We start from the raw sequence: 24,402 nt of genomic DNA, 5'->3' as shown, positions 1-24,402 counted from the left end.
ATCGTTTAATTTTTATTTATTAATAATTCTGAGTTTTCTGTAATTAATTCGTTGTGACGTTTAAAGATGACATCGAGCACGAGACCATTATCATTCCACATTTTTATCTCGCCGTTTAGCTGTTCAGTGAGGCCGGTCATCAGGCTCATTCCGAGTGATTCTGTATTTTCAGGAACAAAGCCTTCCGGCAAACCAATCCCGGTATCTGCAACTTTAAGTTCGCAGATCTCGTCTTCGATAACCAGGAAGGAAATATGGACCTTACCTTTTTCATCAACTGGAAAAGCATATTTAATCACATTACTAATGGCCTCGTTCAGGATCAAGCCAAGGGGAACAGCCTGTGCAACATCCAGTTTAATCGCCTCTGTTTCCAGGATGAACTGGATTTTCTTATCGGTATCAAAACATTCGATCATGTAATCGACCAGTTCTTTGATGTACCATTTCATGTCAATTTCCGCCAAATTATCAGATTGGTAAAGTTTCTGATGGATGAGCGACATGGCATGCATGCGGTTCTGGCTATTTCTGATGGCCACTAAAGCATCTTCATTATCCAGGTAAGCCGATTGGGTATTAAGCAGGCTGATAACAATCTGGAGATTGTTTTTAACCCGGTGATGGATTTCGCGCAAAAGCCATTCTTTCTCGTTGAGTATTTTCCTGAGCAGTTCGTTCTGCGCATTGATTTCGTTCTGCTTTTGCTCTAAAACAAGATTGCTGCGTCTTTTTATTCGATAACGGTTATAAATCAAACCCACAAACATAAGGGCGATAAAAAGTCCTCCGATAAATATATACCTCAACCTGCCCTCATTTTCGATCGTAACTTTTTGTAATTGGTTTTTCTGGCTGAGCAATGCAATGTCTTTATCTTTTTTTTCGGTCTGAAATTCGATTTCCAGACCCGAGATCTGTTTGTTCTTGTCGTTGTTCCAGATAGAATCAGTTAATCTTTTATAGGTTTTATAGTGCGCCACTGCCGACCAGGGCTTATTCAGTGCCGAATCCACATCAAACCAAAGCCGGTGCAACTGCGAAAGGGCCAATAAGTTTTTCTGCTGCAAACTTTGTTTTTCATGTTCTTTTAAATAGCCATCGGCAGCTACAAACTGTTTCTCGTGAATCAGTTTCCTGATGATACTCCGGTATAGATAGATTTGATTCGGATCATCTTTTGGCAAATCATGGTGGAATTTGATTAAAGTTTTGAAATAAGGCTCGGCCTTTCCATATTGCTGAATATCATAGTAAGTGTTAAATAAAATGTATGGAATGCGTAATTTCATCTGGGTATCAGTTGGCGGATATTTTTTAATCAGTTCTTTCAACTCAGCTATCCCCTCTTCAAACCTTTTCATGCGAACATAAATGGTGGCTACATTGGCAATAATGGTCTGCATATAACCCGCGTCTTTGTAACGCTCAGCGATGTTTTTTGCCCTTAACCAATAATCCAACGCTTTCTGGTCGTTCCGCAGGTAATAATAAGTTAAACCCAAATGGTTGTTTATAGAACTTCTTTGCAAACTTGTATCGGCCAGTTGATCAGCAGTTTTCTCGGCCAATAATCCGTACTTTAAGGCTTCCGAAAAATTACCGAGACTTATATTGGTGATACACATATTATTGTAAACCCCTTGCAGTTCTTTAAAACCAACAGACCTGTAAACGGCAAGTGAAGTATCCATTAGTTTTATGGCATAGGCTGGCTGCCCTTTGATGTTGTAATAATCGCCAAGATTTTTGAGCGAATTGGCTTCTTCTAGTTTATTTCCAACCTGACGGTATAAGACCAGGGATTTCTCGTTATATGCAATTTTCTTGTCGAGCTCTGCTCCTTCATTGCCGAAAAGATTACCCATGGCCGAATATGCTTCTGCCAATTGCTCTTTCAGGTTAAACTTTGAAGCGTAAGCAATTGCCTGTTCAAAAATTTTTGTTCCTAAAACCTTATCTCCCGATTCGCGAATGATATTGCCTTTAAGTACCATACTCCCGGCAATTCCTTTGGGATATTCGATCTTGCTGGCTAATGCAAAAGCCTGTTCGCGGAGTTGCATCGCCCTGGCAAGGTCGGCTTTTAATTCGCCTGGTAAATTGAGGTAATAGGTGCCCAAATCGATCCATAAATCGACTTTACTTTCGGTTTGGCCAAGCCTGCGGAGTTTAATTTCAGCAGCTTCTACTTCCTCTTTCGTCCTAATGCCCTGCCCTTTTGCAAGGACAGGACTGATTAGCATGAAAATAATGAACAAGAACCGAAAGTTCAGCTTACAAAAATGAGTTATGTTATTTTTGATTGGCATGTTTAAAGTGTAGCATCATTTTTATCCGGCTTTGTACCATAATAGCAGATTAACATGGTAACACCGGGCAGCAGGATACCCACCAAGCCAAAAAGCTGTCCGATCCAGGCACCAAGTATACAGCCGATTAAAAAGCCACCCAAAGTGATTAAACCTTTATTTACTCCAGCGCGGAAATCGGCATTTTTGAAACCCGAGTTACAAAAAGACCTGATATCGAGTGCGAACTGAGTAACATTACCCGTCATCATGGTGGTAGGTCCGTAAGTCTCTTTGGCAAAAAGTTTTCCAAAGGCATTTTGCAGCCCCATGGCAAAAACCACGATCATGGTAACCAGGTACATGGGCCAGGTAACTTCACCATTATCGATACAACCTAATGAATAGGCTAATACACTGCCAATCAAAAGAATAACTCCCTCGCATAAAAGCAAAAAATGCCTGTTCGAAAATCTCGCCGATATCCAGCCTCCGGCCATAACAGAAAGCATGAATATTGGAAAAGTCAGCAGCTTGATCCATGCATCGCCATCAGATCCTTTAATTATTTGATAAGCGAATACAATAAAGTTTCCCGTAACGTGTGCAGAGAAAATTTTGTCGGCAGCAACAAAAGTTATTGTATCACAATAACCGGCTATAACGGTTAATATGAGGGTTACAAACCAGATATTGCTCTGTTTTTCTTCCATTGTGTTTATGATTAGGATAGGTGTGCCCTTAACATCCAGGCCATGGTTTCGTGTGTTTCCATTAAACCTGTAATGTAATCGCTTGTTCCGGCATCTTTAAGCGCACCTGCGTAATTATCAATGTTTTCTCTTAAATGGATCAGGATGCTTTCGTGATCTGCCAATAACATTTTGATGTAGGTTGGTGCATCATTTTTACCGCGGTCGTCTTCTGTCAGATGTGTCAATTCCAGAAACTGTTTAAGCGACGCGGGTGCATAATGACCGAGTTTACGGATACGTTCTGCAACTTCATCCACGATATCTTCTAACTGCGTGTATTGCGCTTCGAAAAATTTGTGTTTGTTGTAAAAGTCTGGTCCTTCAACATTCCAATGTGCTTTGCGGGTTTTGGTGTATAAAACATATTCATCTGCCAGAATTTTACTTAATGAATGTGCAACCTCAGCAAGGTTTTCTGCGCTGATTCCAATTTTAGCTTCCATAATTTGTGATTTGATGTTTATTTTAGTTAAAAAATGTATTGAATAAATAATGATCTATTGAAATTGTGCCGGGTCCGGTTAACCACAAAAAAAGCATGGCTAATGTGTACATGTAAGGTACATCCCGCACCTCTATCGAATCTTTTCTGTGCACTACAAAGTAGCCGATGGCCGTTACTCCTATAGATGGCAAAAGGAAAAGCCTGGTACCGAAACCGATGGCAACCAGAAATGGCACAACGGTATCAGAAAACGTAGCTACTAAACCGTTCAACTTATCCGGTAAACCCAAAGGATTGGGTACATGCTCTTTTTCTCCATTTTGAACACGGAACTTTTTCATTCCATGCACCCTGAAGAGTTCGAGCATAAGCAATACCCTGAAAATGAGTACAGCCCAATTGTTAATGCCTGAACCCAAATCAGAATACAACAGGTATTTGATGATATCTTCCATAATTTAAAAAGCAAAACACGAGCAGCCCAATGCGCCCCAAAATGCAGTGTAATTGTTTACAGGGAGGTTACTGGTCCTTACCGCATCGTGATTGTGGTTGTGAACATTACAGCTGCCTACGCAGGAGTGTACCATCGCTAAAACTGAATCTGCGCCCTTTGCACCTTTCGATTTTCCTTGTTGATTACCCTGATGCGTTGCTGATGAATAATATCCGTTATAGTTTTTAGTTGGCGACCAGTCTGGCAGAATCGGAATTTTTGGTGGCGAAAAAGAAGAAAAATCGCCTTTGGCATACACAATTTTGCCGTCAACAATGGTTAAATCAGATTCGATACTTTTAATCTGCTCATCGCCAACCTCGAAGTAATCTTGATTTAATACCGCTAAATCGGCAAGCATGCCCGCTTGTATATCGCCTTTCTTTTGCTGCTCGTTAGAAAACCAGGCACTGCCCCTGGTGTACAGCTCTAAAGCAGTTTCACGAGTTAAAATAGTATCTTCATTGTAGATTTTCAAGCCACCCACCGTTTTGCCAGCCGTTAACCAGAACATTGAAACCCATGGATTGTAACTGCTTACCCGTGTTGCATCAGAACCGCCGCCTACAGGAACTTCCATTTCGAGCATCTTTTTTACCGGTGGGGTTTGTAGCGCTGCTTTTGTACCGTAACGTTCGGTAAAATATTCGCCCTGATAGGCCATCCTACTCTGAATCGCGATACCACCCCCTAAAGCTTTTACACGTTCTATGTTGCGCTCATCAATGGTTTCGGCATGGTCGAATATCCAGGGCAGGCCAGCAAAAGGAATATCTTTATTAACCTTTTCAAATACATTTAAAAAGCGGCTGATACTTTCATTATATGTGGCATGAAGTCTGAAAGGCCATCTTTTCTCAACTAGCAGACGTACTACACGTTCCAATTCCGGCTCCATATTATCCGGAAGATCTGGCCTTGGCTGAAGAAAATCTTCAAAATCTGCTGCCGAAAAAACCAGCATCTCACCTGCCCCGTTGTGGCGGTACATGTCATCTCCCTGGTAAAGTTTTACGGTGTTGGTCCAGTTGTCAAAGTCTTCAAATTCCTGTTTTGGCCTTTGGGTAAACAAATTATAGGCAATACGAACGGTAAGTTGCTTTTGTTCGTTCAGTTCATTTACGACTTTATAATCGTCGGGAAAATTTTGAAAACCTCCCCCGGCATCAATCACACTGGTAATGCCGAAACGGTTCAGTTCGGTCATAAAATGACGGGTAGAATTTACCTGATGTTCGTAAGAGAGTTTTGGTCCTTTTGCCAGAGTGGAATATAAAATCATGGCATTCGGGCTCGCGATAATCAATCCGGTAGGTTCTCCATTCGCATCTCTCTGGATTTCTCCACCTGGAGGCGCAGGCGTATCTTTTGTATAACCAACGGCCTTAAGCGCGGCACGGTTCATAAAAGCACGATCATATAGATGTAGAATAAACACAGGCGTTTCGGGCGCAATAGCATTTATTTCTTCCAGCGTTGGCATTCTCCTTTCGGCAAACTGAAATTCCGACCAGCCGCCAACTACACGCACCCATTGTGGCGACGGCGTAATATCCACCTGTTCTTTAAGCATCCGCAAGGCATCGGCCAGTGATGGAACGCCATCCCATCGCAATTCCAGATTGAAATTCAATCCACCACGGATTAAGTGAATGTGCGAATCGTTAATGCCCGGAACCACCCTTTTTTTGCCAAGATCAATCAATCTTGTGGAAGAACCTGAAAAATTCATGATATCGCTATCACCGCCAACGGCAATAAATTTCCCATCTTTAATAGCGAGGGCCGTTATTTCTTGTTTATGTTTGGCAATGGTATGCACCTTGCCATTGAATAATATAATATCTGCATCCATGATATGTATTTTTAGGAGTTAAAAACGGTTTGAGGTTTTAATTTTAATGGCAGCAATTGCTTCCTGAATACCCGCTCCGGCAGTTGTAAAACTATCGCCTTCAGTATATTCAAAAACGCAGGCAATCTGCAAATCACTTACCTGCGCCGATGGGTCATGAACTACACCTTCGATGGCAATTCCATCTACCTTACCCCAAACTTTGGCCGTTCCTATCTCGGTGGTGCTTTGTGCAAATGCAGTCCCTGTAACCAATACAGAAAAGATCATGATAGCCAGCCTGAAGTTTCGGATAACAGCCCTTGATTGTTTAGTGAAGTTATTTTTCATTTTCTTATTGTTTAAAATTTGTATGATACCTGAGCATTAAAAAACTTTGAATTGTCCCAGAGTGGTACGATATCTTTTATAAAATCACCGACCTTGAAATATTGCCCTCCGCAACTAATTGAAAGGTTGTTATTGAATCTATAATCTGCACTGAGCAGGTAAGTGGTACCGATAAACCGGTGACTGGAAAGGGAGCCTGCAGTGTTAAAATTTCCGCTCGGCCGATAGATGCCGTCGCTGGTGGAATACCTCCAGTTGAAAACAACATCTGCCTGAACGCTTAAATTATCGGTTAAGCTTAATGTTAAATAGGGATGCAGATCAATTAAATTTGATGGCCCGATGAGTGGGTTAAAGCCAAAATACCCGCCTTTCGGATACAGTGGATTAAAAGTTTGTAATTTCCCATCGCCAGCTTTCTGGTCTCCAGAGATATAATCATTCCGAAGGTTGATTGATGGCTTAAACCTGGTTTTTTCGAAAGTGTAACCAAGTTCAAAAGCCATTGTCCAGGCGTCGATATTACCACTTCCAAATTCCCCAAACTGGTAGGCAGCTTCCAGATTGTAGATAAACCCTCCGCCACTTTTCCAATACCGGGTAGCCAGCGTATGCCGTACTTCTTTTGCTATGCCTTCCTCAAATTCAGCGTTATCGCGCCTGATACCTAAATAATAGAAATCGAAGTTGCCGCCTTTCCTGATAATGAGATTGGAGTAAGCGCCCCAAAGATTGGCCTGATGGCTTGGACGATTGTCAAATACCCCAAAATTAACTTCATCAGCTTCTAAAACAAACGCATCAAGCGAAAATCGCGGGGAGGCATACATCAGCTTGGCTCCTGTAAAGTATTGTCGCACTGTGGTGCCTTCCCGCACTGAAATTAACCTACCCGAGCCGTAATTAATTTCCTGTCTACCGACACGAACAGCTAATTTATTTACGGAGTCTTTAAGTATCCTGTATTCCGCGAAAAGATTCTGAACTGCAAGCCGGTCTTCATCAACCGGAGCTGGACCATACTTACTGCCATTTTCCAGGGCACTGTTTAACTGAGCAAAAAGCCTTAGTTTTTCTCCAATATTTAAATCGGCATAAAGCACATAGCGTTGTAAAAAAGAATGATTAAAACCTTGATCTTTGATCCAATCTTCATTGATTTTACCAGCAAATTCTTCTCTAATCTCGCCACCAAAACTGAAGTAAACTTTTTTATTTACCGAAAGTGGCAGGAACTTTAATGTATTGTAGAGGTTCCTGTCCGAATCTTTCAGGCTACTATAATCCTCATCGTAGCGCATAAGCTTAATACCCTGCCCGTATGCACCCGCTATGAAAAAGCAGATACAAAAAGTCAAGACAATTGCCAAACGGGGATAATTTATGCTCATTTTGTGTTAAATGACAATTAGTGCTTTATCATTTTGTGTGCATACTGAATGCCGATACCATAACCTGCACCGTACTTTTTCATTAAGGTGGTTACAGGCTCATAAGTTTCTGTTCTGGCCCAGTCTCTTTGCAATTCGAGAAGATACTGTACAGAAGTTACCGGTTTTACACCTGCATGCACCATTCGTTGAACAGCACGTTCATGCGCCTCAGCGCTTACATCACCGCATGCATCTGTGATAACGAAAACATCAAAACCTTCTGACAAGGCTGATAAAGCCGGACCAACAATACATACGCCAGTCCATAGGCCGGCTAAAACAATTTTCTTTTTTCCTGTTGCTGTAATTGCTTGGTAAGCAGGTTCATCTTCCCAGGTATTCATTGAAGTTCTATCAATATAATTTGAAGTAGCCTGAGGATAAAATTCTTCAACTTCGGGAAAAACAGGACCAGAAAACGATTCTTCTGCAACTGTAGTTACAATGGTAGGCACGTTAAAGATTTTGGATGCGCCACAGATGATGGCCACATTGGTACGAAGTTCAGTAATGGAGATACTTTTGGTTGCAAAAGCCATTTGTCCTTCAAAATCGATTAATACTAAAGCATGGTTTTCCGGAGATAATAAGTCTGGTGATGGTTTCATAATTAAATATTTTTTGTTTCCACACCATGTTCCAAGAAACATACCATCAAACAAATAACTAACTATCAGTAACTTACGTCAAACAAAAATAATTACATTAACTATATATCGTTGATTTACGAATTTTAAGTTGGCATTTACCGCAAAGCGCGCGGAGAAAAGCGCAGAGCGCAAGTCAGTTGATGTGTTTATTAACCACAAAGAACACAAAGGAAAGCACAAAGGACACAGAGTTAGGCGGCTAGCTAATTTTTCTCTGAACAGCTATTTTGGTATCGTCATCCGATAGTTAATCGATGCGAGAAGGCTTTTTTAGCCGGCGAAGCAATCTTACAACTATCGTTACTAGCGACCGCATTAAGATTGCTTCGTCGTTCCTCCTCGCAATGACGACATATTTTTGGATTGTGATTCCGTGCATTGGATCGTCATCCTGACCCGTAGCACGGCGGAAAGCTATGCAGTAAACCGAGCCTTAAGCAAGTTCACCGAAGGTAATTTATTTCAGGATCTCTTCAATCACATCGTCATTCCCAACAAATGTTTCAAACATTAAGATTCCCGCCTGCGCGGGAAAGACGACATTTATATTGAATTGCCATTAATGGTTTATTTTAACATTCAATCAACCAAACCATTTGCCTCTGCCTCTGCGGAAATCTCCTAAATCAGCGGGATAAATTAATTAATCAACCAAATAATAACGAAATAATAAAAAACATATCAACATTATAAACCTACATAACCTATTAAAAACCAATGCAAAATTAAATCACTAACGAAATTTCGCTATCAATTTAACGCATCAAAAATCATTATTTAATTTTACAAACCCTATCTTAGCTACATGGAAAACAAGGGTAATCTGTCTGTAGTTAGAAACATGGCAAATACTCACCTAAAAACTGATGCGATCTCCGATCTTGAAAACCAGCATGTTTTACTGCTTGAAAAGCTTAAACAAAAAGAAATAGAAACCGCGGTACTGTTATCTTTAAGTAACTCAATCGCCTCTATACGCAACAAACCTGATCTCTTCGATGTCATCGATCAAAAGCTGAAAAAACTATTTGATTTTGATAATTTCGTCATCTGTTTAATCAATGATGATCAGGAAACACATAGTGCTTTCATCTACAACCAAAAAGAAGATTTCCTTAAAACCGCAGGTGTAGCGCCACAATCTTCTAAGAAATATACACTCGATGACGGCATGTGCAGGGCGATGATCTCATCGGAAAAACCAATTGTTTTCAATGTTGAAGAAGTCTTAACGTGGCATGATGCACCAGCATGGCTGGAATTTTGGCACAATAAGGGCATTAAAGAAATGATCGGCCTGAAAATGGTCGGCAGATCGGGCTGTATCGGTTTCTTTTACCTATATACTAAAAATACAAATTCCTTATCGAACATTTATTTTGATTTACTTCAGGGCATTTCGCTGCAAATTTCAATAGCGATCTCGAACATCCTGGCAAATGAAAAAATTGAACAGCAACTTACTGAAATCAACGAATACAAACAAAAACTAGAAGATGAGAAAAGTTACCTGCAGGAGGAGATCCAACATAAATACAACCATACTGAGATTATTGGACAAAGCGAGTCGTTAGAAAGTATTTTTCACCTGATAGACGCTGTGGCCGCCACTGATAGCACAGTATTGATTATTGGAGAAACCGGAACAGGAAAGGAACTCATAGCGAGGGCATTACACAATTCTTCACTTCACAGCAATCAATTGATGGTTAAAGTTAATTGCGCCGCGATTCCCGCTAGCCTGGCCGAAAGTGAACTTTTTGGTCATGAAAAAGGCAGTTTTACGGGCGCAACAGAGCGGCGGATTGGGAAATTCGAACTGGCCCATAACGGCACGCTTTTCTTAGATGAAATTGGGGAACTCTCGATCGACCTTCAGGTGAAGTTGCTAAGGGCGCTACAGGAAAAAGAAATTGAGCGCATTGGAGGTAAAGGTGTAATTAAAACAAATGTTAGGATTATAGCCGCCACTAACCGAAATTTATTAAAAGAGGTAGAAAAAGGGAATTTCAGGAGTGATCTCTATTACCGGTTAAACGTATTTCCGATTTCAATGCCGCCTTTGAGGGATAGACTGGATGACATCCCCCATCTAACAACATTTTTCATTGAACGCATTTCTAAGAAAACCGGGCGACAGGTAAATGCCATTTCCAAAAGCGCATTGAACAAACTGATGCTCTACCCCTGGCCGGGAAATGTGAGGGAATTGGAGCACCTGATTGAGCGGAGCATATTATTAACATCGGGCAACATATTAAAAGAGATTCACTTACCTAAAATAGATAGAAATGAAGCTATAAACAATTCAGAGGAGCAAAAAATAAAAAGTATCCACGAGAACGAGCGCGACCATATCCTGTCAATATTAAAACGCTGTAAAGGCAAAATTTCTGGTATTGGTGGAGCTGCTGAAGTTTTAAACATCCCAGCTACGACCCTCAATTCAAAAATTAAAAAATTTAAAATTAAACGGGAACACATCCTGAATAAGTAAAATTAAATGATTGAATTAAACAGATTGCTCAAAAAACCTGCAACAGTAAGCTACATTAATAAAATGCTGGTTTTCATTGTTGTACTTATTGCTTTCATTTTAATTCTTTTTAGGTGCTATAGCAGTTCAGCCAGAAATCAGGTAGAGAACTTAAATCCTAAAGATTCACTCCAAAAGCTAAATACACTTCTTTCTGAATCAAAACCCGATACGAACCGGGTTAAATACATGATAAGCATCGCCAATCATTTCATCAATCAGCAGGCAAATTTGGCAAAGGCGGGGCCTTACCTGGAAAAAGCACACGCATTGAGCAAGCAACTTAAATCTTTAAACTGGGAATTCCACACGCTAATCGCATATGCCCATTTTTTGAATAAGAAAAATTTAAGAGTGCAACAGGCAAATACGTATGAAAAAGCGATTGCTATTGCAAAAAGAATCGGCAATAAACATCTTGAGGCCAGCGCATGGGATTCCTATTTTATAAATGTCCCGGATACCGTTTCAGACTATGAGAACAGGACATTTTATGATCGGGCAGCCACTGCACACGCTTTATATAAAGAAATCGGCACCTCCTTCGATGAAAAATACAGGGAGGCAACGCTCCTGAAAACGATGGCAGATTTCCATTTAGAAGAAGAAAAATTTGATTTATCGATAAAAGAATTGTTTGAGGTTATTGCGCTGGATAAAAAATTTAAACTTCCCGATCTTCCTAAGGCTTACGATTTGCTTTCGGCTGTTTATGAAAGAAAAGGAGAACTCAGTAAGGCACTGAATTATGCACTGCTGAGTGTAAAAACAGCGCAAAGCAGTAATGAGGAAGTGCTCGACACTTATTTAAACAGAGTAGGTTCTGCTTACGAGGCTATGGGTAAAGCTAAAGAGAGCATTACATGGTATAGTAAAACCCTTAACGGTCGAGACAAAAAAACCCCTTTCCGCTTCATTACGGCTTACGCCATTACGAGCCAAATGATTAAACTGGGCGAAGCTAAAAAAGCACTACCCATTCTCCAAAAAACATGGAGCGAAGTTGGCAATTCATCAAGCGGACACCGATATTTTATGTTTCTGGCATTTGGTGAGTGTTATGCTGCGTTAAAAAAGTACGATCTGGCTAAAAAATATTTCGACAAACTACTGGAAGACAATACATTAAACATATACTCTAACCCTTTCCAAACTTCAGTTTTCTTCTCTGTAAGCGAGTTTTACTTCGCCCAAAACAAATATGAGCTCGCTTCACAATTCGCCGAAAAAGCCAGAGAAAACCAGATCAGCATGACCTTACCAAGGCAGATCCGGTTAAATGAAATTCTTTATAGAATAGATCTGTCAACCCATCGCCCGGCTGAGGCCATTGTTCACCTGCAAACCTTTCATATGCTTAGAGATTCTATGCTGAGCCAGGAGAATTTAAATACCATTGAGCGATTGAAGATTGAATTCCAGGCTTCACAAAAGGAGAACGAAAATGAAATCCTCAGGAAGAAATCACAATTACAAAGTCAGGAACTTAACCGCATTCAATGGATCAAAAATGCCACTATCGCCGGGTTGGCTTTTCTAACCATTGTACTTGTTTTAATCTATGGACGGTTTCGGTTGAAAAAGAAACTTCATGATATTTTGGTCAGGAAAAAAGCAGAAATAGACCTCGCTTATGCTGAACTTGAAGTTAATATTCAACAAAAAAACAAGTTAATCGAAGAAAAAGAAGGCCTGATTAAGGAAGTGCACCATCGGGTCAAAAATAACCTGCAGCTAACCATGAGCCTTTTAAACAGCCAGAGTTATTACCTGGAGGATTTATCTGCAATTGAGGCCATAAAAGAAAGTCAGCACCGTCTGAAGAGTATCGCATTGATTCATCAAAAGCTTTATCAGACAGAAAATCTTGCTACCATCAACATTAAGCCTTATATCATTGAACTGGTTGAATATTTAAAGGAAAGCCTTAACGATGATAAAATGATCAGCTTTGAATTGAATATATTGAATCTCGAACTCGATATTTCGAAAGCTGTTCCGCTTGGCCTAATTATTAACGAGGCAATTACCAATATTTTTAAATACGCTTTTCCCGATATCCATGGCGGAAAAGTAATCATTACCCTAAAAGAATGCCAGGAAGATCATTATCAACTGTTTATCAAGGATAATGGCATCGGATTACCCGCCGACTTTGATTATGAACAGAGTAACACATTGGGCATTATTTTAATGAAAGGACTAAGTGCCCAAATTGATGGTGTTTTTACGATGGAAAGTAAAGACGGTGTTTCCTTACACTTGACTTTTATGAATAAAAATGAAGACTTATTGCTGCTGACTGATTAACTAGAGATGAAGATTGAAAAAATTCTAATTGTTGAAGATGAATTTATAGTTGCGCACGACCTGCAGATGATTTTGCAGCGTGCCGGCTATCAGGTTGTTGGCATCGCCGATTCTGTTAAAAATGCACAGACCCTATTGGAAAAACACCAGGTAGACCTGGTTCTTTTAGACATTTACCTTAAAGGCAGGCTAACCGGCATTGACCTGGCGCAGGACCTGATGAAAAGTGAGATTCCTTTTATTTATATCTCGGCCAATTCGAATGAGAAAGTACTTGAGGCTGCAAAGTCCACCTGTCCGTATGGTTTTATTGTTAAGCCGTACCGCGATCGCGATATTTTATTAAGCATTGACATTGCAAGGTACCGAAAGGAAAACAGCAATAACATGAAAATGAGCAGCGAGCGTTTTATGCAGGATTTTATTGTAGATATCTCGATGAAATCCTTAACCTGGCAAAAAAAAATTTTAGCCATTGCAGCTGCCTTTCAACCATATATTCCTTTTGATTTTATTGCACTTTCTGGTATTGCAAAAAATGGAAAACGATATAGCGAAATTGGAATTACCAGAAAAAACTTTGACCAATATGACTTATTTACAGCAAATGAGTTCTTAAAATACACGGGTTTAAGCAGGGCAGAATATGATACCATCAATCAACTGGTACCTGAAACAACAGCTGACGCAATTTATATCGGTAATGATTTCGAAGGAGTAAAAAAGGCTGCTCCAATGAAAAACTTAATCGCAACCACTTACCATCTTTGTTCCAACCTGGTTAAAACGTTCTACCTCGAAAATGGCGATCAAATCAGCTTCTCATTTTACAGCAGAACCGAAAACATTTACCAGCCTGCCCATATGGAACTGCTTAATTTTCTATCAGGTACCTTAGAGAAAAAATTGGCGTACATTATTGAACTTGAAAAAGCCGGAACCAAATCAGTTTTACATCAGGAAAGTGACTTTCCTTTAGCTAAAAAAGATTTTGAAAATATTATCGGCAAAAGCACGGCCTTGCTTAGTGTTTTAGATAAGATAAAAATTGTTGCACCAACTGATACATCAGTATTGATTACCGGAGAAAGCGGAACAGGAAAAGAGGAAATCGCTAAAAGCATTCACCGACTATCGCATCGAAACAAAAAACCGATTGTAGCTGTAAATTGTGCTGCCTTGCCAGCGGATTTAATTGAATCCATTTTATTTGGTCACGAAAAAGGTGCGTTTACAGGCGCGATTAATACCCGGATCGGGAAATTTGAGGAGGCTGATGGCGGCACCATATTCCTTGATGAAATTGGCGAAATGCCTTTCGACCTTCAGGCAAAGCTCCTCCGGGTTTTACAGGAGAAAGAAATTGAAAGGATTGGTGGTAAACAACCTGTCAAAGTAGATTTAAGAATAATTGCTGCAACAAACCTCAATCTGGAAAAGGAGATTGCAAAAGGCAGGTTCAGGCTCGATCTTTTCTATCGTCTTAATGTTTTTCCAATACACGTTCCTAAACTTTGCCTGCGAAAAACTGACATCCCGCTCTTGGCTGAATATTTTCTTCAGAAACATGCAAAGGCAGTAGGCAAGAATATTTCTGAAATTCCTACTGATTTTATGGATCGGCTGATGTTATATGACTGGCCTGGCAATATCAGGGAATTGGAACATGTAATGCTGAGGAGCATACTGCTTTCATCGAATGGCATGCTTAATCCGGATCATCTGGAACTTGGAATGAAAAAAGAAGATCCCCTTACTCAAAATGGAATAAAAACGATTATTGACAACGAAAGAGACCATATCATCCGTGTTTTAGAACTTTGCAAAGGCAAGGTCGCCGGCAGCGGTGGCGCAGCTGAATTATTAGGTATTCCAGCAACAACGTTGAATTCTAAAATTAAAAAGCTGGGAATAGAACGTTAGTGACATTTAGTAAATCGACGATATATCATCAATATAAAAAGAATTACAATTATTAATATACTGATTAACAAAACCTTAACTAATGGTATTTTTCTTGAATAAAAGAGCGTATAATCTGCTCAAACCGTATTGATTATTGTTTTTGTCGGTTTTTTATATTACGCTCGCCTGAATAGAAGATGAAACAAAAGATCTTAATTGTAGAAGATGAATTTATTGTAGCCAACGATCTTCGGATTATGCTTGAAAAAGCAGGCTATAAAGTATGCGGAATTGCACCGTCAGTGGTTAAGGCCCTGGAGTTAATTGAGACTAAAGAACCTAACTGGATATTGCTGGATATTTTTTTACGTGGCGATAAAACAGGGATTGATTTAGCCAGTCAGCTTACAGAAATGGGGATTCCATTTATTTATATATCCGCAAATACCAATCAGGGCATTTTAGAAGCCGCAAAAGCAACTTTACCTTATGGTTTTTTAGTTAAGCCTTTCCGGGAAAGAGACCTCATGGTAATGCTTGATATTGCGCGCTACAGGCACGAGCAGAATTTAAAATACAATCAACATACAGAACCATCAATACACAAACAGATTGAGCATATTGCCGGAAAGAAGGAGTTGATTGCAGAACGGCTGAAACAGATCAGTGCCGTACTGTATCCTGTTGTTCCTTTTGATTTCCTTTGGATTACCAAATCAAATCCACGGACAAGTACAAAAGATACCTATGTAGTCCGCACGGCAGATGGCAGATTCAGCACGCTGAATAATGAAAACTTACTGAAAGAAATAAATGTTTCAAATCGTGATTTTAAAGCATGGAATTCCACCGCTATTGCTTATAATGGAAAACCGTTCTTTAACGGATATGATTTTAGAAAACTGAGGATGGAAAGCCCATGGATACAGGCACTTTCGGATCATTACAAATTTGAATCTGCCCTGGTTACCGAAATTGAAAGAAATGGTGAGGAATTCCAGTTTGTTTTCTTTAATCATCTTTCTGATTTATATTCTAAAGTTCATACAGGAATTGTTAATCAGCTTAAGAAAAGCCTGGAACTGATTTTAGATCAGGTTATTTATGGGAAGGATATCGCGCCGGAAATCCCTGTGCCTGTTTTACCTACAGCTGAAGAACCGATCACTATAAAAGAAAATATTAAGATTTCGAAAGATTTTAACGGCATTATAGGCAATAGTGCCTTGCTACATGCTGCCTTCAAAAAACTAGAACTGGTTGCGCCAGATGATACTTCGGTACTCATTTTAGGCGAAAGTGGTACCGGTAAAGAAAAAATTGCGCAAACAATTCATAAACTGTCTCCCAGAAAAAACAAACCACTGATTACGGTCAACTGTGCAGTTTTACCCTTAACATTGATAGAATCGGAACTTTTCGGTCATGAAAAAGGCTCGTTTACAGGAGCAAACGATAAGCGGATCGGCAAATTTGAGCAAGCTGACGGTGGTACTATTTTTTTAGATGAGATAGGCGAACTCCCCCTGGAGGCTCAGGTGAAATTACTAAGGGTGCTTCAGGAAAAAGAAATTGAGCGGCTGGGCGGTAACCATACCAAAAAAATAAATGTCAGGATCATCACCGCTACCAACCGGAATCTTGAAAAAGAAGTATCTGAAGGCAGGTTCCGCCTGGATTTGTACTATCGGTTAAATGTTTTCCCTATTGAATTACCGGCGTTAAGACAACGTAACGAAGATATTCCTCTTCTGGCAGCACATTTTATTTCTAAATATGGCAGAAAAGGTTCGTCTGCCGTAAACGGAATTTCGGCAGAAGCACTAAATGAATTACAGCAATACGACTGGCCTGGAAATATCAGAGAATTGGAACATTTGATTGAAAGAACGATGTTGTTAACTGAAGGGGAAACAATAACCAAAATTGATCTTCCTGGACCGCTGAACACAACGGGATTTGCTGGCGATGAGCATTCCAAAATCAAAACGATGGAAGAGATGGAAAGGGAACATATATTGAGAATATTGAATATGTGTAAAGGTAAAATATTCGGTCCGGGAGGTGCTGCAGAAGTACTCAATATGCCGTCAACAACACTAAATTCAAAAATCAAAAAACTCGGAATAAAATTCGAGTTTGTGAAATAGTTTTATGCAATTAAATTATTAATTCGTGCTGAAATAAGGTATACGCTGAGTACACCAACTCCCTTAACGGCTTACTCTTAATAAATCTTATATTTTGAATTGCTGTTATTCAGATTTTTTTCAACTGTAAACTGGTAAACAAATAATAAATGGATAGTCAACTTTCTTTAGCGAAACAGCTCGAAATGAATCGATCGAAAGCAATGATTTCAGGGAACCTCGAAGTATTAAATAAGATTTTTTCCGGGGACTTATCATACGGGCATTCCAGTGGATTGATTGATAACAAAACAGAAATGCTGGATAAAATTTCTAATGGCGCATATGTTTACCACAATATTGAAACAAAAGTACTTTCTGCCACGCTTTCCGGAAATACCTTATTGATTATAATGGGAAATGTAGAGATCGATGTGACTCTTAACGGAAAGCATAGAATAATGGACTCTGTATATGTGGGTGTATACCAAAAAAACGAAGATAACTGGGAATTTATAGCTCATCAAACCGGACTTATAAAGGACAAAATCTAAATTTCGAAATGAAATTATCTTGCCTGTTTTAATCCGGGAGCCGTTTTAATTAAAATTGATGCTAACACTTAGCCTGCCTTAAATTTAATGCAAATTCGCCCTTCAAGGTGCTGGCTTGTTGCCTATATAGACTAACACAATAGACTTACATTTGTAAGTACCATAATTATGAGGGAGTCCGGGGCACTCATCACCAATAATTAACTTTCTCTTAGAACCGTAATTGTCGTCATAAAACGTCTTTAGATATCAATAAACATAACTAACCTGTTTCACCGACAGTTTTAGCCTGTTGAACGATTAGAAAATCAAAAAAGCAATCCTGATGGATAGTTTTAGGTCAAAGAATAGCTTATGAGTTTAAGATAAAAGCTACCCCCATAGGTATTACTTGCATTGCACAGCTTTATCAGCTCAAACTTATCTTAAAAACACATTTACTCATTTAAGACACGAAACTATGAAAGAATCAACTTCAGGCCATCATCAGGATGCAGTGCTCATCGGAGCAGGAATTATGTCAGCCACCCTAGCCGTAATTTTAAATCAATTAGACCCAAATCTTAAAATAAGGATTTATGAAGTTCTCGATAAGCCGGCACAAGAAAGCTCAAATGCATGGAATAATGCAGGAACCGGCCATGCCGCCCTCTGCGAATTAAACTACACCCCTGAACTTGAAGACGGTACTATAGATATTTCCAAAGCTTTGCAGGTAAATACTGAATTTGATCTTTCCAGACAATTATGGGCTTATCTGGTCAAAAATGGAATTATAAAAAATCCTCAGGATTTTATTAATTCAGTTCCGCATATGAGTTTTGTGAGAGGTGCGGAAAATGTTGCTTTTCTTAAAAAACGTTTCGAAGCATTAACAGCCAGTCATTGTTATCATGGAATGGAGTTTACAGATGATAAAAAAATCATACAGGGATGGATTCCACTGGTTATGGAGGGACGGGATGAGGGTGAGCTGGTAGCGGCTACCAGAATGCAAACCGGTACAGATGTTGATTATGGTTCTTTGACCAGGATACTCCTGGATTCGCTGCATGGAAAAGAGAACGTAGTTATTCATTATAATCATCGCGTTCAGGATCTGCAGCGTGAAGGCAATAATTGGGAAGCTAAGATTAGGGACGAAAGTACGGGCGAGCATCATTTCGTTAATTCAAAATTTGTATTTATCGGTGCAGGCGGTGGGTCTCTCCCATTGTTACAGAAATCTGGGATACCAGAAGTTCATGGCTATGCAGGTTTTCCAGTTAGCGGAGTTTGGTTGCGTTGCGACAGAGAGGATTTAGCCAGTCGCCATAATGCCAAGGTTTATGGCAAAGCCTCAGTGGGATCACCTCCAATGTCTGTTCCGCATTTAGATCAGCGCCATATCGACGGAAAAGTCTCCCTGCTATTCGGACCTTACGCCGGGTTTTCAACAAAATTTTTAAAGCATGGTTCTTACCTCGATCTTTTCGGTTCGATAGATGTTGACAATATACTTCCTTTACTGGCGGTAGGCAGGGATAACATGGCACTTACAAAGTATCTGATTGGTCAGGTGTTGGAATCCAGCGAAGAGAAATTTGCTGCCTTAAGGGAATTTTTTCCAGAGGTAAACGAAGAAGACTGGAGACTTGAAGTTGCCGGACAGCGCGTACAGATCATTAAAAAAGACCCGGTACACGGGGGGATTCTACAATTTGGTACTGAGTTAGTGGGTGCATCAGATAAAAGCATAATCGCTATGCTTGGCGCATCTCCGGGCGCATCTACTGCAGTAGCGATCATGGTCGATGTACTTGAAAAATGTTTTGATGACAAAGTAAAAAATGGTATCTGGACGGATAAACTTAAAGAAATGATTCCATCCTATGGACAATCCCTCGTAGATAACCCATCATTATGTCTTGATATCAGAAAAAAAACTGCAGAAGTTCTAAACATTAAAAATGTAACCTCATGATCAGAGCATACCTTCTCTATACAGGTGCCGACGGGCACTCACATTTCAAACGTGGTCGCATCAGTGAGGGTGCATTGGTCCAGGCAGACCACACGCTCTTTAAAGAAACTGCTGCCAACTCTTCTTTTGACTGGCATAACGACCCGATTCCGCAATATGTAATCACCCTGACGGGTATCCTGGAATTTAGCACAAAGACTGGGGAAACATTTATTATTGAACCTGGGGATATTTTACTGGCAATTGATCACACCGGAAGCGGACATAAATGGAAATTATTAAATGATCAACCCTGGAAACGCGTATATGTAATCTATAAAGAGAATGAAGATACGCACTTTATTGCCGATGAGTACCAATAATCTGGATTGAAATCATGGAAGATAATATTTCACAACCAATCGGAACCGGCCAAACCGGCAACCGAGATGAAAGCGATTCAATGGGAACAATCGAGGTTCCTGCAGAGCATTACTGGGGCGCACAAACCCAGCGCAGTCTTATACATTTTTCTATTGGAAATGATAAAATGCCAAAAGAGGTTTACCATGCTTACGGCTATGTTAAGAAGGCCGCAGCTTTGGTCAATCAAAGCGATGGCAGATTACCTTCCGAAATTGCCAATACTATAGCCGCCGTAGCAGATGAGGTTATCAATAAAAAACTGGATTCGGAATTCCCCCTATATGTATGGCAGACTGGTTCAGGTACCCAATCAAATATGAATGTGAATGAAGTCATTTCCAATAGGGCCATTCAATTACTGGGCGGGGAACTAGGCAGTAAAAAACCAGTTCACCCCAATGATCATGTGAACATGGGTCAATCTTCAAACGACAGTTTTCCAACTGCAATGCACATCGCGGCCATATTGTATATAGACGATAAATTGGTTCCGGCAATAGAGAAACTCAAAGAGGCCATAGTTGCCAAATCAAAGCTATGGAAGGATGTTGTTAAAATTGGCCGCACACATTTGCAGGATGCGGTACCACTTACAGTTGGCCAGGAATGGTCTGGATACGCTACTCAACTTGATGATGCTCTCGAACGTGTTAAAGAAAGCAGAATAAAGCTTTTCGAAATTGCGGCAGGCGGAACGGCTGTTGGTACAGGACTTAATGCTCCGGCAGGATTTGCAAAAAAAATAGCCAGCCAAATTGCAATGCTTACAGGAAAGCCATTTATAACGGCTCCGAATAAATTTGCTGCCCAGGGATCTCTGGATGCGATGGTAGCCGCAATGTCAGGACTAAGGGGTTTAGCGGTGGCATTGATGAAGATAGCTAACGATATGAGGTGGCTGGCCTCAGGCCCACGGTGCGGCATCGGAGAACTTATTCTCCCCCCGAACGAGCCCGGGTCGAGTATCATGCCCGGAAAAATAAATCCTACTCAATGTGAGGCAATGGTTATGATATGCATTCAGGTTATAGGAGAAGATAATGCGGTTGCCTTCGCAGGTAGCCAGGGCAACTTCGAACTCAATGCGATGAGACCCATCGTCATCAATAATTTCTTGCATGCTGCCGGCATACTTGCAGACGGAGCTGAAAAATTCCGGATGTTTTCCGTCGAAGGAACAGAACTGAACTTGCCTAGAATTGAAGAATTTCTAAATAGGTCACTCATGTTGGTTACTGCACTTAGTCCGGAGATTGGCTATGATAAAGCTTCTGCAATTGCACACGCTGCGCTGGATAAAAATCTTACACTTAAGGAAGCAGCCCTTGCAAGTGGCTATATAGATGAGGATAATTTTGACAGGATTGCAGATCCTAAAAAGATGGTATGATGTTGAACGGCAAGCAGAAGAAAATGATTCATCAAAGCAGGATTCGGAATAGTAAAACATATACATAACACAACCTTTAATCCCGGAATACCGTGATTAAAGGTCAATGCAGAAATTAAATAGCTATAATAATGCTGTTCAAAAAACGATCAATTTTAGAGCACATTCATTCTCTGATGGAGAATTTTCCGGTAATTATCAGCAACCGGGATGAAACGCTCCCCTATTATAAGCCCGCCGTCCTGAACACTATCAAGCTTATTAAGGGCTATAATGAAAGAGCGGTGTACACGTAAAAATTTAAGTGCAGGCAAGCGATGCTCAGCAGACTTCAACGTACAATGAATGGTATAAATCTTTTTGTCAGTATGAAATTTAACGTAATCACCCATTGCCTCTAAATACAATATATCAGCTGTATCTAGTCTCCTGATGATGCTGTTGTCCCGTATAAAAATACAGTCGTTATTTGATGGATGTGGCAAAGCAGTGTTTGATGCTTCTAAATATTTGTTGTGGGGTGAGTGTCCATAATATTGGGAGGAGGCAGGCACTTGTAAGCCTTGTGGATATTTTTTAATAGTGCTCACCATTTGTTGAGAAGTTATAAAAACAAAGACTTTATCAACCCGATTAACATGTTGGCCCCGCTCTGCCTGATTTAACAGAGTTGTATTTATACTTATTGAGGAACCAATATCCTGTTCAATATGATTGTATGCTTCGTATGGACTACAGTGTTTACAGATGATCTGCAAATCGCTGACTTCACTTGTCAGCCTGCTGATGAGTGCATTAGCCATTGTATTGTCGTCAGTTATCAAAGCTGTCATATGGATAAAATTTCATTTAAAACCATCCGGGCATGGCAGGTAAATACCCTGTAGGTATTGTAGCTTATGCGCCGGAAAGAATTGATTCGATAGATGATATAAATTATTGCAAATTGTTCGATATTGATTCCAGGCAAGAATAAACTTGCCTGGGTATGCAATGTTAGTCCGGATTAAGGGTGTGAGCAGATTCAGAAGCACGGTAGGATTGCTCCAATATGTCTTTATCTGCCTGAACGTCATTCTCTTGTACCGGCTCATAACCATTTGAGTGAATATCTTTTTGGCTTTCCTGATCGTCTGCCTCAGAAATTTCTCTGTCATCAATATTCTGCTCTTCTTCTGGATTTTTCATAATAATTGATTTAATTGTTTTTTTAAGGTTAAAAGCAATCTCTCATCGGTTATACGTTGATGATATCATTGACAACTAGCATATTCAAAAAGCTATCCAAAACACAAAAATTTGATTTACAGACACTTAAGGAATTTAATAAATAATTATCTAACGAAATAAAGTTAATTTATGAGCCATCTCTTAGGAAATGGGAATTAATGTAAGCAATTGTTAGAGATCCTTATCCGTTGGGTAACCAATCTTCTGGCAGAATTAAGCGAAAGCGATAATAACCGAAAATGCAGTTAAGGATATGATATGATTTACCATGATCATCGTAAATAAACGAAATACGGCCAGTTAGACAGACTTAAAACACCCCAATAATACTGTATATCAAACAGTTAATATTTGGCAAACAAATAGCAGTAGCTGAGAAGTTGCAGCCATCAGCATTAAAAAATTACTGAATCAGAACTATGAAGATTTCAAAAAAAAGGGCAAATGTATTATTTGTAGTATTAGTCTCTATAGGAACAACTGCCATATTAAGTTTCGGAATTCTTTGTACACATCACAAGATAGACAGAGAATTTTTCACGCTTTGGAGACCGGATTTTATCTCGGGTTGCTTAATATCAATCCCTACAGGGTTCATATTAAACCCGCAGATTAAAAAATTGATTGACCGTTTTACAGTTGAGGATGAGAATTGATCAAACAATCAATTAAGTTAACCCACAATTTAGTATAACATGAAAAAAATCGAAATATCCATTATAAAAATTCTTTAGCTGTTCCTTAAAAAAGTTTCTAAAAAGCTTAAAGAAGGTTCAATAGCATCTGGCATATAGCCTTTGGCATGTAATGTTCCGGAAACAAGCTGAACAGTAGTTGGTATTCCCGAATCAAGTAACATTTTCTGGAGTTTTAATGCACCTTCCGCCGGAACAAACTCATCCATGGAATTTGCCATATAAATGGGTCCGCTTTTCGAACTTACCCTGTTTAGCGGAGTTGCCTCTTTCAATAAAGTTCTGTCATTACCAATCAACTCATAAATACACCACCGTAGAAATGCATCATTTCTTCCACCCTGGTTTATATTAGCACTTGGAATACTTCCAAAATCCAAATCATCTTTCTTCTCCGCTGCATTGCCCTCTGTTTCCAATATAAACCCTTCCAAATCAATTATTCCCGACCAGCTTATTGCCGGGATTCCGGCGACCAGAGCAACCTCTACGGAAATATTACCTCCGGCTGAACTACCCCAGGCAGCTATTTTTGTACGGTCGAAGTTATAATCAGATTGACGAAGCCACTCAAGAGCAAAAAGAATGTCTTCTTTCCCGGCCGGGTACACACCAGCTGGAGTCAAACGGTAATTGGGAACGATAACCAGATAGCCTTCCTGAGCCAGTCGGGTAGCCAGATCTTCATCCTTAGCTTTATCGCCATGAAACCAACCCCCTCCGTGAATATCAATAATTGCCCCTTTTAAATTCGTTCCGCTATAAAGATCAAGGGCTAAGTCATCCTTATAAACAATATCCCTGGTAATTTTTATCGTATTTTCCATTTAATTTATACTTAAGCTACCAATGCCTATCCTAAACCGAACCAAACAACAACCATTTATATATCAGTATTTTATAAAAATAAAACTTTTCCTTGTTGACGAAATGACGTGTATTTACGAGCGCTAAACAAATCCCTTAATTTTGAAGTTATTTATCTGGAAATCTATATGAAGAGGGAATCCTTAAGTGCGCTTTATCGAAG

The 24,402-nt window shown here is 39.8% G+C and carries 20 protein-coding genes; 9 read left to right on the top strand and 11 right to left on the bottom strand.

What is annotated here, in order from left to right:
- Positions 1-5: 5 nt before the first annotated feature.
- The 8 genes from KYH19_RS05505 to KYH19_RS05470 form a co-directional block, all read right to left on the bottom strand.
- On the bottom strand, positions 6-2,246 hold the full coding sequence (locus KYH19_RS05505) for a histidine kinase dimerization/phosphoacceptor domain -containing protein (protein ID WP_219077891.1): 2,241 nt from the start codon (positions 2,244-2,246) through the stop codon (positions 6-8).
- A gap of 68 nt (positions 2,247-2,314) precedes the next feature.
- Positions 2,315-3,004, bottom strand: a complete 690-nt coding sequence (locus KYH19_RS05500) for a YoaK family protein (RefSeq protein ID WP_219077890.1) — start codon at positions 3,002-3,004, stop codon at positions 2,315-2,317.
- Between the two features lie 11 nt (positions 3,005-3,015).
- A complete protein-coding gene (locus tag KYH19_RS05495) occupies positions 3,016-3,489 on the bottom strand; it encodes a Dps family protein (protein WP_219077889.1) in 474 nt (157 codons plus the stop codon).
- A gap of 22 nt (positions 3,490-3,511) precedes the next feature.
- Entirely contained in the window at positions 3,512-3,946 is a 435-nt protein-coding gene (locus KYH19_RS05490; RefSeq protein WP_219077888.1) for a DoxX family protein, read from the bottom strand.
- A 3-nt stretch (positions 3,947-3,949) separates the two neighbouring features.
- On the bottom strand, positions 3,950-5,842 hold the full coding sequence (locus tag KYH19_RS05485) for an amidohydrolase (protein WP_219077887.1): 1,893 nt from the start codon (positions 5,840-5,842) through the stop codon (positions 3,950-3,952).
- 18 nt (positions 5,843-5,860) lie between these two features.
- Positions 5,861-6,172, bottom strand: a complete 312-nt coding sequence (locus KYH19_RS05480) for a hypothetical protein (RefSeq protein ID WP_219077886.1) — start codon at positions 6,170-6,172, stop codon at positions 5,861-5,863.
- An 11-nt stretch (positions 6,173-6,183) separates the two neighbouring features.
- Positions 6,184-7,563 (bottom strand): alginate export family protein, encoded by a 1,380-nt coding sequence (locus KYH19_RS05475; protein ID WP_219077885.1) that lies wholly within the window; start codon positions 7,561-7,563, stop codon positions 6,184-6,186.
- A gap of 17 nt (positions 7,564-7,580) precedes the next feature.
- Positions 7,581-8,213: a hydrolase gene (locus KYH19_RS05470; protein WP_255562561.1), complete on the bottom strand. Its 633-nt coding sequence runs from the start codon at positions 8,211-8,213 to the stop codon at positions 7,581-7,583.
- A gap of 847 nt (positions 8,214-9,060) precedes the next feature.
- On the opposite strand from KYH19_RS05470, the gene KYH19_RS05465 reads away from it, so the two are divergent.
- The 8 genes from KYH19_RS05465 (at position 9,061) to fumC (ending at position 21,447) form a co-directional block, all read left to right on the top strand.
- A complete protein-coding gene (locus KYH19_RS05465) occupies positions 9,061-10,752 on the top strand; it encodes a sigma-54-dependent Fis family transcriptional regulator (RefSeq protein WP_255562560.1) in 1,692 nt (563 codons plus the stop codon).
- 6 nt (positions 10,753-10,758) lie between these two features.
- The gene (locus KYH19_RS05460; protein ID WP_219077883.1) at positions 10,759-13,101 is read left to right on the top strand and encodes a histidine kinase dimerization/phosphoacceptor domain -containing protein; all 2,343 of its coding nucleotides are present in this window, start codon (positions 10,759-10,761) and stop codon (positions 13,099-13,101) included.
- A 6-nt stretch (positions 13,102-13,107) separates the two neighbouring features.
- Entirely contained in the window at positions 13,108-15,024 is a 1,917-nt protein-coding gene (locus tag KYH19_RS24145) for a sigma 54-interacting transcriptional regulator (protein ID WP_255562559.1), read from the top strand.
- A 179-nt stretch (positions 15,025-15,203) separates the two neighbouring features.
- Positions 15,204-17,156, top strand: a complete 1,953-nt coding sequence (locus KYH19_RS05445) for a sigma 54-interacting response regulator (RefSeq protein WP_219077882.1) — start codon at positions 15,204-15,206, stop codon at positions 17,154-17,156.
- A gap of 149 nt (positions 17,157-17,305) precedes the next feature.
- On the top strand, positions 17,306-17,689 hold the full coding sequence (locus tag KYH19_RS05440) for a nuclear transport factor 2 family protein (protein ID WP_219077881.1): 384 nt from the start codon (positions 17,306-17,308) through the stop codon (positions 17,687-17,689).
- 391 nt (positions 17,690-18,080) lie between these two features.
- Positions 18,081-19,652: a malate dehydrogenase (quinone) gene (gene mqo / locus KYH19_RS05435; protein ID WP_255562558.1), complete on the top strand. Its 1,572-nt coding sequence runs from the start codon at positions 18,081-18,083 to the stop codon at positions 19,650-19,652.
- Positions 19,649-20,014 (top strand): hypothetical protein, encoded by a 366-nt coding sequence (locus KYH19_RS05430; RefSeq protein ID WP_219077879.1) that lies wholly within the window; start codon positions 19,649-19,651, stop codon positions 20,012-20,014. The genes mqo and KYH19_RS05430 overlap by 4 nt, the downstream gene beginning before the upstream one ends.
- Before the next feature lie 14 nt (positions 20,015-20,028).
- The gene (gene fumC / locus KYH19_RS05425; protein WP_219077878.1) at positions 20,029-21,447 is read left to right on the top strand and encodes a class II fumarate hydratase; all 1,419 of its coding nucleotides are present in this window, start codon (positions 20,029-20,031) and stop codon (positions 21,445-21,447) included.
- Positions 21,448-21,602: 155 nt separating this feature from the next.
- Here the strand turns inward: fumC and KYH19_RS05420 are convergent, their stop codons facing one another.
- On the bottom strand, positions 21,603-22,280 hold the full coding sequence (locus KYH19_RS05420) for a LytTR family DNA-binding domain-containing protein (protein ID WP_219077877.1): 678 nt from the start codon (positions 22,278-22,280) through the stop codon (positions 21,603-21,605).
- Between the two features lie 163 nt (positions 22,281-22,443).
- A complete protein-coding gene (locus KYH19_RS05415) occupies positions 22,444-22,635 on the bottom strand; it encodes a hypothetical protein (RefSeq protein WP_219077876.1) in 192 nt (63 codons plus the stop codon).
- 461 nt (positions 22,636-23,096) lie between these two features.
- On the opposite strand from KYH19_RS05415, the gene KYH19_RS24345 reads away from it, so the two are divergent.
- The gene (locus tag KYH19_RS24345) at positions 23,097-23,333 is read left to right on the top strand and encodes a DUF2798 domain-containing protein (protein ID WP_219077875.1); all 237 of its coding nucleotides are present in this window, start codon (positions 23,097-23,099) and stop codon (positions 23,331-23,333) included.
- Positions 23,334-23,407: 74 nt separating this feature from the next.
- Here KYH19_RS24345 and KYH19_RS05405 read toward each other — a convergent pair whose 3' ends face one another.
- Positions 23,408-24,199: an alpha/beta hydrolase gene (locus tag KYH19_RS05405; protein ID WP_219077874.1), complete on the bottom strand. Its 792-nt coding sequence runs from the start codon at positions 24,197-24,199 to the stop codon at positions 23,408-23,410.
- Positions 24,200-24,402 lie beyond the last annotated feature (203 nt).

Origin of the sequence: Pedobacter sp. D749, from assembly GCF_019317285.1 — a bacterium.
In the GTDB taxonomy this organism is placed as follows: Bacteria; Bacteroidota; Bacteroidia; order Sphingobacteriales; family Sphingobacteriaceae; genus Pedobacter.
The sequence above is the reverse complement of the archived record's forward strand: the minus strand, read 5'-3'. Positions and strand labels throughout refer to the sequence as shown.